At 59.5% G+C, this 12,587-nt stretch carries 16 protein-coding genes; 3 read left to right on the forward strand and 13 right to left on the reverse strand.

All coding sequences use genetic code 11. From position 1 onward, the window contains the following. Nucleotides 1–81: 81 nt before the first annotated feature. The 8 genes from G4D79_RS03825 to G4D79_RS03855 form a co-directional block, all read right to left on the reverse strand. Nucleotides 82–777 (reverse strand): Imm52 family immunity protein, encoded by a 696-nt coding sequence (locus G4D79_RS03825; RefSeq protein WP_325066535.1) that lies wholly within the window; start codon nucleotides 775–777, stop codon nucleotides 82–84. A 533-nt stretch (nucleotides 778–1,310) separates the two neighbouring features. Continuing rightward, a complete protein-coding gene (locus G4D79_RS03830; RefSeq protein ID WP_223304698.1) occupies nucleotides 1,311–2,084 on the reverse strand; it encodes a hypothetical protein in 774 nt (257 codons plus the stop codon). 138 nt (nucleotides 2,085–2,222) lie between these two features. Further along, a complete protein-coding gene (locus tag G4D79_RS34445) occupies nucleotides 2,223–2,411 on the reverse strand; it encodes a hypothetical protein (RefSeq protein ID WP_007731733.1) in 189 nt (62 codons plus the stop codon). 1 nt (nucleotide 2,412) lies between these two features. Then, nucleotides 2,413–3,021 (reverse strand): hypothetical protein, encoded by a 609-nt coding sequence (locus G4D79_RS03835; RefSeq protein ID WP_223304699.1) that lies wholly within the window; start codon nucleotides 3,019–3,021, stop codon nucleotides 2,413–2,415. A 48-nt stretch (nucleotides 3,022–3,069) separates the two neighbouring features. Further along, complete coding sequence (locus G4D79_RS03840) at nucleotides 3,070–3,246, reverse strand: hypothetical protein (RefSeq protein WP_228401677.1); 177 nt, start codon at nucleotides 3,244–3,246, stop codon at nucleotides 3,070–3,072. Nucleotides 3,247–3,253: 7 nt separating this feature from the next. Further along, complete coding sequence (locus tag G4D79_RS03845; protein WP_214514647.1) at nucleotides 3,254–3,502, reverse strand: hypothetical protein; 249 nt, start codon at nucleotides 3,500–3,502, stop codon at nucleotides 3,254–3,256. A gap of 137 nt (nucleotides 3,503–3,639) precedes the next feature. Continuing rightward, complete coding sequence (locus tag G4D79_RS03850) at nucleotides 3,640–4,317, reverse strand: SMI1/KNR4 family protein (protein WP_099696803.1); 678 nt, start codon at nucleotides 4,315–4,317, stop codon at nucleotides 3,640–3,642. 306 nt (nucleotides 4,318–4,623) lie between these two features. Then, entirely contained in the window at nucleotides 4,624–5,025 is a 402-nt protein-coding gene (locus tag G4D79_RS03855) for a hypothetical protein (RefSeq protein ID WP_007731740.1), read from the reverse strand. 81 nt (nucleotides 5,026–5,106) lie between these two features. On the opposite strand from G4D79_RS03855, the gene G4D79_RS03860 reads away from it, so the two are divergent. Then, entirely contained in the window at nucleotides 5,107–5,289 is a 183-nt protein-coding gene (locus tag G4D79_RS03860; protein WP_154100278.1) for a hypothetical protein, read from the forward strand. A 50-nt stretch (nucleotides 5,290–5,339) separates the two neighbouring features. Here the strand turns inward: G4D79_RS03860 and G4D79_RS03865 are convergent, their stop codons facing one another. The 5 genes from G4D79_RS03865 to G4D79_RS03885 all read right to left on the reverse strand — a co-directional run bounded on the left by G4D79_RS03865 (nucleotide 5,340) and on the right by G4D79_RS03885 (nucleotide 10,514). Next, nucleotides 5,340–7,508 carry a hypothetical protein gene (locus G4D79_RS03865; RefSeq protein WP_180279541.1) on the reverse strand — a complete coding sequence of 723 codons (2,169 nt, stop codon included), beginning with the start codon at nucleotides 7,506–7,508 and terminating at the stop codon, nucleotides 5,340–5,342. Further along, a complete protein-coding gene (locus G4D79_RS03870; RefSeq protein ID WP_029254242.1) occupies nucleotides 7,505–7,843 on the reverse strand; it encodes a hypothetical protein in 339 nt (112 codons plus the stop codon). Before G4D79_RS03870 ends, G4D79_RS03865 begins: the two co-directional genes overlap by 4 nt. 62 nt (nucleotides 7,844–7,905) lie before the next feature. Beyond that, nucleotides 7,906–8,298 carry a hypothetical protein gene (locus tag G4D79_RS03875; RefSeq protein WP_020968150.1) on the reverse strand — a complete coding sequence of 131 codons (393 nt, stop codon included), beginning with the start codon at nucleotides 8,296–8,298 and terminating at the stop codon, nucleotides 7,906–7,908. A 90-nt stretch (nucleotides 8,299–8,388) separates the two neighbouring features. Further along, on the reverse strand, nucleotides 8,389–9,072 hold the full coding sequence (locus G4D79_RS03880) for an MspA family porin (RefSeq protein ID WP_020968149.1): 684 nt from the start codon (nucleotides 9,070–9,072) through the stop codon (nucleotides 8,389–8,391). 590 nt (nucleotides 9,073–9,662) lie between these two features. After that, the gene (locus G4D79_RS03885; RefSeq protein ID WP_223257880.1) at nucleotides 9,663–10,514 is read right to left on the reverse strand and encodes a glycoside hydrolase family 43 protein; all 852 of its coding nucleotides are present in this window, start codon (nucleotides 10,512–10,514) and stop codon (nucleotides 9,663–9,665) included. Between the two features lie 250 nt (nucleotides 10,515–10,764). On the opposite strand from G4D79_RS03885, the gene G4D79_RS03890 reads away from it, so the two are divergent. Then, entirely contained in the window at nucleotides 10,765–11,259 is a 495-nt protein-coding gene (locus G4D79_RS03890) for a DUF1877 family protein (RefSeq protein WP_099696804.1), read from the forward strand. Nucleotides 11,260–11,660: 401 nt separating this feature from the next. Beyond that, a complete protein-coding gene (locus G4D79_RS03895) occupies nucleotides 11,661–12,041 on the forward strand; it encodes a hypothetical protein (RefSeq protein WP_099696805.1) in 381 nt (126 codons plus the stop codon). The last annotated feature ends 546 nt before the right edge of the window (nucleotides 12,042–12,587 follow it).

The following is a 12,587-nucleotide window of genomic DNA, read 5'->3' on the forward strand; positions in this document are numbered from 1 at the left end:
GTCCTTTCCGACCAATGCGCAATCGTCTCCAATTCAACTACGTGTCGCGACGTGAGCAGCGCTCGGCGGTCACGCGGCATCTTAGACCGGGTAACCCAGTGCTTCCCGCACGGCCAGGATGTCGTCGAAGTTGACGTCTAACGGTTTCTCGCCCAACCGAATCAGCGTTCCGTTGGGGAGTTCCTCCAGTACGGCGACGACGGGCAGTTTGCTGTGATCGAGATCGATCCCGGACTGGATGTATGTCTCCCACCCGACTTCGATTTCGCTGACCTCATTTCCCTGCGCATTGCGGTACTCCCGCGTCCCCCACCGCGCAGACTCCGGCGACCAATGCTCGATGATCGCTTTCATGATCGCGTCCCCGACGCCTGCGGTTAGCAACCGCGACGCCTCCCCGATTGCTTGTTTCTCCGGAGGGAGGGTGACGTTGACGAGATTCGGAACCCTCGGAACATTCCGGCCGAGAGAGAATTGGATTCTCAAGAACTGATATCTGTCCGGGTGCAACAAACTCACGATGTAGCCGAGGTCGAAGGCCGCAACGGATTGCCCTTCGACATCCTTCGCTGCCCGGAAGATTTTCGCTAGGCCTTCCACGCTTAGATCGGTCGACTCGGAGGCAGTCTCGGGCGAAAACACCCAAGCTTGTCCAAGTGCTGGATCAATGTTCCTCAGACTATGAAGAAACGAGAACACCTCCGCTGCAATGTCTTCTACCGGTTGCGTCCGAGGGCCCCAATACCCGATCACTGTCGCGCCACGATCCGAATTCATCGACCTTTCCTTTCCAGCCACTCTGCGATCGTCATAGTCGTTCTCGGCAAATCATTGTCATTGAACAGTTGTGGTCCGGGTTGCTGCGGAGCGCCGGGAGCATCCGGATTCACCGGCACCTGACCGACATCAGGCAGAGTCGGCACACTCGGTTCCTCGGCACGACCTGGCGAGGGAGCCTCCGGGGTGGAGTTCTCGGGTCTCGGGTTCGACCCCGGATCGCCAATCCCACCGGGCGAGAATGATTCCCACTCGCCACGATCGGGAACGCCGGGAAAGTGGGTTGCGAGGGTTCCGGAATCGCGGGATCCGGGCGTGCAGGTTTCATTCACGGACGGAACAGAGGGTTGATCATGCTCGGCAGGTTGAACTGTGCCGTCGATGGCGGGTATGCCGCGCGGTGGCACTCCACCCGGAGCGTCGATCAGCTGGTGCGTAGCCGGATCGGGATCGCGGCGCGGTAATTGCGGGCAGGCTGGTCGGTCCGCGCCATCCCTACCTGCAGGCAGCCCCGAGTGCGCCCAACGTAGGGCTCACAGCCGTCTGAAACCTTTGGGTAGAGGAATCTCCGGTCGTTCGGTCGGCAGTCCTGCTGCTGCGCGGATGCTTCGGATGTCCTCGACGGTTAACGGCGTGGACAGATTCTTCTGGATGACGATTGTGCCGTCCTGGTAGGGAAACGCCTCCACGCTGGGCGGGAGCTGCGTTTCCTTGATCGGCAACTCAGGACCGAAGTAGGTGCAACTGCCCACGATCGCGTCACCCGGTACGTTGAACTGAGGCGATGATTCGGTTCGGCGGTAGAGCACGGTGACACGCGAGTCCCAGATGTCGGCTAGTCCCTGTACGAGCTTCAATGCCAGCGAAATCAGTGATTCGTCGGCAAAGGCACATGCGAATGCGCCGGACCCTGAGGTGCCCCCGAAACTGACAACGACTTTGACGTCTCCAGCGGGTGAATACAGGGTCATATGTCGTCCCAATGAGAGGGGATACATACCGCCGGTGGCATCGGGGGATCGTCTGCGCTCGATCAATGCGGCTTCGATCGATTTTTCCGTCGGAGGTACAAGGATCTGACGGAGATTCGACGCCAAGGCCTGCTCGACTCCGGCGCCGTCGGGGAGTGCATCGCCTACTGTTTGGTACAAGTCGACGTCGAAGACAGGATCGATGTCGCGAAGCAATCGTAGCGAACGTGCAACGAGCGCGGCCGTGACGGCCTCGCTTTCAGGCGAACCCTTTCGTGGAATGACCTTCACTGTCAAGCCCGCCGTAGGATTGCGGCGCAGTGATGACGTAGGCACCTTCACTCCCCTCCAAATACGATGATGTTGATGTTCTCCATCCCGATGACCTCGTCGAACGCATCCTCCATTATCTGAGCAGCTTGTTCTTAAGAACACCATCACCTGCGGACGTGAGCTTGGCCGTAACTTCTGGTGTCACAGCCGGCGCGAGCCTTTCGGTAGGCGAACCTCCGGTCGTTCGGTCAGCAGGCCGACTGCTGCACGGATGCTTCGGCTTCCGTCGGCAACCAACGGGGCGCGTGGATCACGCTGGATGACGATCGTTCCTTTCTTGTACGGAAAAGCTTCGACAGTGGGTGGGATCTGCGTTTCGTTGATCGGCATCTCAGGGCCGAAGTAGGTGCAACGTGCCCACCGTTGCGTCGCCGGGCACGTTGTACTGAGGTGTGAGCTCCGCATCCCGGTAGAGCACGGCCGTGGGAGCGTCCCAGATATCGGCCATGCCCTGGACGAGTTTCAATGACAGTGAGATCAGAGATTCATCGGCGAAGCCCCCTGGGTACGGCCAGATGAAGGTGCAAAGTAAGGAACCTGCTCCTGCCGTACCCCCGAATCCGATGAGAATTTCGATGTTTCCGTTGTCGGTGAACAACCTGAGTTGATGCCCGAATGAGAGTGGGTAAATCCCGCCTGCGGCATCAGGAGACTTTCTGCTCTCGATCATTGCGGCCTCGAGGGAGTCCTCTGCCTGAAGCGTGAGGATCCGTCCACCATTCGATGCCAGAGCCTGCTCGACCGTAACGCCGTCGGGAAGGTCATTCCTCACGGCGCGGTACATGTCGACGTCAAAGACTGGGTCAAGCTCTCGAAGGAACTGCAGTGACCGCGCTGCCAGCGCCGCGGTGACCGATTCGGCTTCCGGCGGTCCCTTTCGCGCCATGACTTTCAAGGTCAACCCGGAGGTCGGATCACGACGTAAAGATAAGGCAGACAACGTCACTCCTGTTCGAAGACGATCGACCAATTGGAACAGGCTCTGGCGCTACACCGGGTAACCCATCGCCGCCCGCACCGCCACGATGTCGGCGGCAGCGACCTCCATTGGCTTGTCCCCCAACCGAACCAACGTGCCAATGGGCAGTTCCTCCACCACCGCAGATTGGGGGAGTTTGCTGCGATCGAACGTAACTCCTGAATGGAAGTATGTTTCCCATCCCACCTCCACCTCACCTTTCGACCGATTCTGAAGGTGCCGGTAGTCGCCGATGCTCCACCGAGCCCGAACTGCCCACGATCGCGTCGCCGGGTACGTTGCGCTGAGGCCATGATTCGGTCCGGTGGTAGAGCACGGTGACACGAGAGGCCCAGATATCGGCCTGCCCCCGTACGACCCTTAACGCCAGCGCAATCAGCGATTCGTCGGCAATGGTGCAGGAAAACGAGTCGATGCGTGAGGTACCCCCGAAACCGATCATGACCTCGAGATCCCTTTTGGTCAGACAAATTGATCATCTGCTCTTTGGAGACTGGATCCGAGGCACGTGCCACGTGGGGCAAGACCGCACACAAATTGCTTAGACTGTCTCCAGTCTGGCTATCCAAGGCGCAGGCTCTAGGCACCGAGTCCGACGTTGGTCCAGATATCAAGGTAAGTGGAGTAATCGACCAGTTCAGGGGGTTCCGTCAATGACCACACAACACCCCTTGTCGATTCCTCACCAAAGTACAAGCAAAGATAACCGCCGCCGCCCGATCTGAATGTCGCGATGCAACGAGCCGGATCTGGGTACTCTTCAGGGGACAGCCCGTCCAGAATAGACCATTCAAAGCTGTCAATTCGAAACATATCTTCAAGAGGCAGTGGCCCGACAGTCTTACCGGCAATATAGTACCAACCGTTGTGCAAATTTGAATAGAAATTCTTTAGACTGGAGGGGAATTTACTCCAATACCCTGAAAGTTCATCACCATCCACTACCGGTGGCGTACCCAAATAGTAGAGATCGGTCCCGTCTGCCATTTTAATTTTATATAGAAGAAAGAACCTATTTTCAGACCTGAGCAACCGCACATCAGATAGACTATCTTTAATGTTTCTGTAAGTGTCGCCCAATATCGGTCGCCCAAATACGTCCCATTGGTCCAATATCCCAGAAATTCGAGCTGCAACGTCACCATTTAGTGCATCCAACCAATAATTCGGAAGCGCCATACGTTCAAGTGGTGTCAAGTCGTCAATCTCCGCAAGCACGGGCGAGTCGACACACCGCGAAATCTTGACCAGATCCACTACTGAACTCCATTCAATATATTAGATATCATTAACTATCCAGACGAGGCGGATGCTCGAAAAATGGGATGAGCTGCAGGGACTAGGGGAAGAGGACTACCGCTCGCGATGGCGCTGACAGCTACTGAATTGGGCTGCGCGAAGAGCAGCTTCGAGCCATCGATCATCCTGGTTACTGTACAGCTTGCGCAAACCGGGCAGGTGTACGCCGCCATGTGGAAAGTACTGTTTCCCACGGCATCTCACTACAAGCTGTTCGGGTACGCGCGAGGGTGGTATCAAGGACAAAGCGCTCTACGCGCCGGCTCAGGTGTTGACCTGATTTCCGTCAGAATCGGTATCTCGTGCTTGGCGGTCAGTGTCTTTGTAGTGCAATTTGTCGTACCTGTTTACCGGAGGTGCATCCTTCTGCTCGCGGTAGAGCGCCCGTGTCAGCCAAGCACCGAAAACATCGTTGAATCCGGTGGGATGCCTTCGCGTGAGGAAGGGGGTCCACCACCACGCCACGAACACAGCAGCGAAACCGCACAAGAGGACAGGTCCGAGAATCGACCGCTGTGGAGCGGTGAGCCAAGCGAAAACGATGGTAAGGATCGACGAACTCCAGTAAATCGTTCTCGCATGACTGCGGTACATCACGTAGGGCGTAGATACGATCAACGCCACAGCCCCTGCAGCAATCGCACAAATCGCATAAAAGGTGGTCATGGTGCCGGTTCCGCTTGAGGAACGGTGTGTCGTCGGTATATGGAACTCTTCGGGAGAAAACGCAAAACGAGGACCGCCGCAGTGCCCGCGACAGCGCCGATCCGGGTGGTCGAATTGTCAGTCACGAGGAACACCATCCCACTCGCAGCCGTCAACGAAACGGCCAAGGTTATCGCGCCCCGCATCGGATTGCCTGCTGCGGCATCAAGCGCCGACAGCACCCCCGAGGCTAGGCAGAATGCAATGGCAGCGATCAGCAGGTAATGCACGGTCTCAGTCCCTTCTCTTGGAGCGATCGATCATTGTCTAAGGCTTCAATCAAATGATCGGCCTGCCCGGGTACCCAAGTATGCCCCGAGTAGCGATCCTCCGATTGCACCGATTCCGCCCCCGACTGCGGCACCTATCGGGCCGCCGAGAAACCCGCCGAGTGCGGCGCCACCTTTGCCGCCTGCCCATCCCAATGCGATTGCGCCACCGGAATTTCCCACAGTTTCGCCACGTGGCGCGCCTTCGCGCCACTTGATGACACCCGAGGCAACCTCAACTGCCACCGATAATCTGCTTAAAACAGTACCCACTGCCGCCGACCGAGCGGCCTGCGCAGCGCTCGGGAGCGAACCAGCATGATGCACACCGGTGTTCGCAAGGGCGCCCGCAGATTGCAAGCCCGAGGCGGGGCCACCGAGCGCGGTGCTGCCTTTACTCAAGACAGTTGCGATCTCGGAATCTGTATAGCCGCGGTCTCGCATCTGATCCACCTGCCATTGCAGGTCGTCAAGTTGTTGCTGTGCGGTCAGAGGGACGTTGCCAGTGAAGTCAGCAGGTACGTCGCCATGGGCGAGCGCCCGTTGGTTCGCGGCCCTCTGCGCGGGGCCGATCAAACCGTTGTTGGGATCAGAGTCAAAGATCCCGAATGGTAATTCCATTGGAGGATCTGGCTGCGTCTGCGTTTCCATGTCGAGGTTGTCGAGTGGGTTCCACGGAGGCTCGCTCGCTGTACCCCCGGGTGTATCGGTGCCCGAGTCGGTCGGCGATCCGATATCGAACGGCAGTGGTGTTGTCGGTGCCGGCTGCGTCGGGGCGTCCATGTCGAGGTTGTCGAGTGGGTTCCACGGAGGCTCGCTCGTATCGGTGCCCGAGTCGGTCGGCGATCCGATATCGAACGGCAGAGGCGTTGTCGGTGCCGGCTGCGTCGGCGGATCCATGTCGAGATTGCCCAGTGGGTCGATCCCGCCGACGTCGTTGTAGGGGGAGTCTGTCGGGACGTTGACCATGACCGGTCCGCCGGACTGGTTGACGACCTCACCGCCGCCTTGAAGGGGTGTAGCGGTGACGTCTCGTCCGGTGACCGGGTCGCTGCCGCCGTAGGGGCCGTCAGCAGTGACCGGGTAGATGACGCCCGGGGTCGGGATAACGACTTGGTAGAGCTTGCCGTCACGGATCTCGTAGTAGGTGGGAACCGGATCGCCGTTGACGTCGTACGCCCACGCAGCGGCAACGGTGCCCTGCAAGTCTCCGTTCGCGTCGTAGACACCGACGGACCCGTCGTCGTTGATGCTCATGTGTCCGCCGGGTGGTAGGTCGACCACCATTTCAGCTTCATGCGAGGAGGTTTCGTCGTGAATGAGGAAGATGGTGCGTTGTCCGCCACCTGGGTCGGGGATGACCACGACGTCCTGACCGCCGACGAAATACGGCATGAACGGTTTCGCGACCGTACCGACTACCTGGGAGAGAACCGACTCCCACGGACGCGCGCTCACACGCGCACTGAACGGTCCCGGCCGCCCCCTCACTCTCATACCCGCAGCGGTGAACGCCGCGGCCCCGACGAGGACCAGTTCGAGATACCGGTCACGGCCCGAGTCCTCCCCGGCGGTGGAAACATCTGCTGCCGGGCCCGGAACCGTTTGGGCCGGTGCGATATTCGAATCCGAATCCGCGGGGATCGGTCCGGGACCACGATCGGTGGTGGTTCCCTCACCCGGGGTGGGTGTGGGTGAGGGAACCGCTGATGCCGATGCATTGGGGAATGCACCGACACCAGTTTCCGAGGCCGGGGACTCGGAAGTAATGGGCGGAACCTCGATCGTCGGCACAGGGACGATGGGGGTGCCGTTGTAGGTGGGAAAGTTCGTCGGAGCATTCGCGCCGACATTCGGGCCACCGCCTGGAGCCTGCGCACCGGGGAGCCCGACCGTGGTCGTCGGCGCAACTGTCGCCGTCGTGGACGGCGCACTCAGGCACGGGTTGATGATCTCTGGCGGGATGGGTGCACCAGGTGGCAGCGACGCAATGAGATTCAGGTAGATCTGATGATCACGTGCCCGCACCGCCGCGCAGTCTTCTTCCGGCGTCGCGTTCGCCGGAGCGGCGGAGAGTGCGATTCCCGCACCGATCACTCCGGCCGCTCCGGTCAACAGCGCCCCGGCGGCAAGCACTCCCGCGAGAGTCCGGCGAAGTCGTCTACCGGACTTCACCGGTGCGCACCACGATTGTCACTCTTCTTCGTTCGGAGTAGCGCGATGAGTTTGTCTGCGCCCCACCAGAACAACCGTCCGGAGATCGACATCCACAAGAAGAATGCCAGGTAAACCAGGATCGTCCCGTAGTCGTTCGCCCAGCCGGCGAGCTTCCCGATCACCGCGAATGCCGCGATCAGCAACCCCAGTCCGACTGCGGTGGCGATCACAGCCTTGGAAAGTGGACTGAGTTCGCTGTCCGGATCCCAGTCATCAACGTCTGCAACGTCTTTACTATCGACGGCAGTGGATTCCGACTGGACACTGCGGCGTTCGGCGTTGTTGACGGTCATGGCTGGAACTCCAAATAGGAAGGGAGAGCGGGGACAACGGGTCGCCGACGTTCGGCCTGGTATCAGTTCCAGTACTGCTCCGTCAGCACTATGTGCCCCTCACTGGCGGGGTGATTCGGGTCGGAGACAAAGACATTGGCATGCCCACCACGCGCGGCTGCTTCACCGAGCACAGCTCCTTCGAGGGCGTCGACCTTGCCATCGGTAACAGTTATCGCGGAACCAGGCGCCAACCAGACCCCCCTCAGCGAACCTGGAACGATGTTCGCAATCGCATCAGGAATCGGGCTCGCCGCCAATGCCGCGGTTTCCGCATTCGAGAGCGACAGACCGATCCGGCCATGTTCCGGTTCGACGATCGGAGTTGCGGCAGATGCCACGCCGGCGCCGAGAACACCGATCAGGGCGATACCTGCGGTGAGAGTTCCGGCAGTGGCCAAGGTACGAATCTTCATGATTTCTCCTTTGTGGGCGTGATGAGTAACCACCCCTGGACGGGGCGGATCGGGAATAGTCGCCAGCAGCGCTGACGACGGCTGCGTGGGTTAGAGCCAGGTGGGATCGGAGTACACGAACAACGTGTTGTCGGACGTCGCCGTCGACACCGAGAGTTGTGCGTACGAGCGGATCGTCACCGGCCCCATGCACGCATCAACCTTCACGTGCACGTTCTCTGCCGTGATCGACGCCTTCGACGACTCGAGATCCTTCTTCCCCAACGGAATCGTCGTGATCGTGCCCGGCGCAATCGTCGACTGAATACTCGGATTCACCGACGCATTCACACCCACGTTCGCCGACGGGACACCCGAAATACTCACACCGACAGACGGGCCGAGCGAAAAGCCAAGCCCCAAGCCAAGTCCGGAGGAAACATCGATCTGGCAGCCGATCTGCAATCCCTGCTCGACATAACCGGTCTTCACCGCCGAATCGCCCGCACCACCGATCGTGCCGGTCACCTTCGCCGACACGAACCCCTCACGAGTGAACGCCGTCGTCGCCAGATTCGGCACCGGATTCGCCGACAGTTTCGTGGCGGCAAGATCCAACGACCAGCCGTCATCGGTGACCGTACTCGCGAATTTGTCCGCCAACGCCGTCGGCGTTGCCGATGCGCTCCCTGCGAAGACCACACCCGACGACAGCGCGGCAACCGCACACGCCGCGAGCCCTACCGCGGCCCTCGATCGACGGTGGGATACGCCGTTTTGCGATTCGATCGACATGAACTGCTCCTCCACGTGACACAGCAACCAGAGCGGTAGCCGACAACTAACTGAATTAGTTACCGGACGGTACCAATCGTCCTGTTTGCCCGCCAGCGCGCCATCTCCCCCATCTTGGATTTAGGGTGAACTTTCGGTAACAGATATATATCGACAGGCTTATCAGCAGCGAAAAGGACCTAGGTCCTACTATGAGCAAGGTCACCGTTTACGGACGAGAAGATCCCTCAGAAACAGTGCGGCAAATCGAATTGAATCCGCATTTCACGGGCCTCAGAGCAGTTGGAGACCTAAAGTGCGGGCATCAAGCCAGTGCGCGTACTTGAATATGAAACCAACAGGCATTACTTGGCAATCAATCGTGAAGTACGGCGCCCGAGCGGGGCCTGGGAGCGCAACTCTGCACAGCTCACGCGGAGATACTCACTTCGTGGTCGGCGCGAACTCGTCGGACCCACTGGCATCGCATCGTTAGCTTGTCAATCACTGATTAGCGCAGGCGACGCACACAAGTAGTACGCAAGTACGAGAAAAGGCTCTGACCAAGACCGGAGTCCTTGATCAGAGCCTTACCAACTCGGGGTCGAAAGTTATGCCGGTTCTCTCATGATGCCGAGATGCCGTGCAGTCCCGGACACCCCAGGAACCTCTTGCACAGGAGACCAGGTGTTCAGCCCGTCCGTGCTGTCGGAGTAGAGATACTTACCTTCGGTATAGGCGTCAAGATAGATCCGCCAGTCGCCGCTCGGCAACTGAACCACAGCCGGACCTTCGACAAGCGAACCCCAATTCCCTGGCGGGACAAACGAATAAGGTCCCGTCACCGAAGGAGCGACCGCATGCTCGACGACCTTCTTCGTCTCGTTCTTGGTGAACGCATGATAGGTCGATCCAACTTTGACCACGGTGGTGTCGATGTGGTCCGCACCGATCCCGGCGAGCGGAACAGGCGGGCTCCACAACCGGAGCGACGGTTCCAACGCCGTCATCAGATACGGCACAAATCCTCCACCGGTCGACATCGACAGGATGACGTTGACGCGATCGCCGTCCACAAACCATTCAGGCGCCCAGGCCTTGGTGACGAATGGTGACAGCGACGGTCCGTCGCTGAAACCAGCCGAACCCGAGAAGCCCGGGGGGCTCGCAGAACCGGTGCCATCTCCCGTACCAGGCATCAAGGCGCAGCAAAACGGAACCGGATAGTTCCCCAGCGGCGTCCAGTTGATGCGGTCGCTGCTGCGTGCAAACCCGATGTTCGCCCCACCACCCGTCGTGTAGGTGAGGTAGTACAACCCGTCCGTGTTCCGGAAGATGCTCGGATCACGCACGAGCCCAGATGGCGGCCTGTACGCCGACTGCTGGACGAGTTGAAAGCCGGTGCCGTCAGCCGACTCGTAGACATCCATGTCACGGTCGCTGGCATTGCTGAACGCCACCATTGTGTATTTCCAGTCAGGCGGCGGCGCGGCGCTGCTGGCAGGGGCTGCGACCAGCAACCCCGCGACGACGAGGATCACCAGCGATACAACCGAAAGGCCGGTCCGTTTTGTCGGAATCACCGATGAAGTATGTACGACAGCCGGCCCACCATGGGTAACTTCGGTCGGAGGCAGAGCAGGATCGTTACCTAAGTCGATTCGTCTTGTAGTGACGGCGGGACGGCGGCAGGTCGGCCGTTAGCATCACGCCATGGAACTTGGGGTGCATTTCGCGCTGTCAGACAGCGTGGCAGCGGAACTTCTGGACGCGCGCGGCGACGACGACAAACTCGGCGCTGTGGTCGAGGACATCGAGGAGACGGGCCGATCCGAATTCTCGTGCGACACGGACAAGGCGTGGGATCCGATCCTGTGCGCCCTCTCCAGCACGGGGTACGAGCGCGTGTCCGAGAACTGGCCGGCCTACGGCGTGATCTTGGGGGACGAAGACCTCAACACCGACACCGACGACCAACTCGTCACCTACCTGGCACCCGATCGGGTCGCCGAAGTCTCCTCGTACCTGGCGGAAATCACCGAATCCGAGTTCGGCGTGCGCTACGACGCGATGCCGCTCGACGACCGCAACCCGGAGTACGGCTCCGACGAGCGCGGGTACGCCTGGGGCTGGCTTCAGGAAGTGGCGAACTTTTTCCAGCGCGCGGCCCGAGAGCGTCGCCACGTGGTATTCACCGTGCGGTTCTGACAGTCGAGAGCCCACTGCCGAAGCAGCGCGCCCTCGAAGAATGAAAGACCGCTTGACAGTGGCGCTCAACTGCGGAGGACCCTCTGCGCGGGTTCTTGCTCTGACAATTCCTGTGCCGCAGCGTTTCTGGGTGACCGAGTGCGTGTCCTTGTCGCAGCCAGACCGAGCAGTAACGGAAACGTAACGACAGCCCGCGCGCTTCTCTGGCATTCACGATCTCGACCAGCAGTTTCACTGAAACAGTTTATTCTTCAACGGATTTCCAGTAGTGAGCTGCATCTCAAATCGACCCAGTGGATTGCTCATTGTTTGCGACATGTCGTTGACTGTTACCGGAAGAATCAGACAAAGTGGCCTGTGGAGGCGCAACTCGAGTGGGCCACCGACGAGGGAGAAGCCGAATGACGCACCTACGCACGATGATTACCGCGGCCGCATTGATACCTGCCGGTATCGCAGCCATCGCACTCAGCGGCGCGGGCGCAGCATCAGCTGTTACTCCGATCGCCGACAACGGGCGCATCGGCGTGCAGCTGAACCAGGGTGAGACGGCATTGTTCGGCCAGCTCAATGCCGGCGCTGCGATCGAAAGCATCACTAACTCCACCCAGATCGGCGTGCGCCTCGCACCAGGATCGCGCTTCGAGAGCGGCCCCAACGTCGTCTGGGGACGTCTCGACCAGTTCGCCAACGAAGCAGCCTCCCGTGGTGGAGAAATTTCTCTCGGCGTACTCAACCCGGCGAGGGGTTCACAGCAGTTCTTCTTCATTCAGAACTGGTAATACCCTCCGCCGTCGAATTGATGCTTCGCTCTTCCTGTGGCGGGGCGGAGTATTTTTCGTTTCCCGTGGCCACGTTCGTCGCCGAGTGTTGAACAGGCGACGTTATCCCGGACGACTTTTGTGAGGACTGCAAACGGGCACCGATGCGTGCGGGAATTCCCTGTACCGCTGCGTAATAACGCATCCACAACCGACCCCTGAGGCGAACGAATGAGGTGGACTCGGCGCACCTCTGTTATTGAAAATGAAAATCATTTTGACGGAGGCAAGTGGATGGCATTCAAACTTAACTGTCCAGACGAGACGGATGCTCGAAAAGTGGGATGAGCTGCAGACTTAGGCGGCGTTGCCGTGCCGGTCGCTCTGCTCCATTACGTCCAGTTCGTCTGAGACGACGTCACGAGCGCTTTCGAATACTGAAAGTAACTTCTTCTGTTCCGAAGACAAGGTGACACGCCAGGCAGGCATACGGACGCCTGCGCTGCTGTACAGGTAGTCGGTTTTACCTGGAATCATCAGAATGTGGTCGTGTTCACTGGGATGCGG

Origin of the sequence: Rhodococcus sp. WY5 (assembly GCF_018588185.1) — a bacterium.
GTDB classification, from domain to species: domain Bacteria; phylum Actinomycetota; class Actinomycetes; order Mycobacteriales; family Mycobacteriaceae; genus Rhodococcus_F; species Rhodococcus_F qingshengii.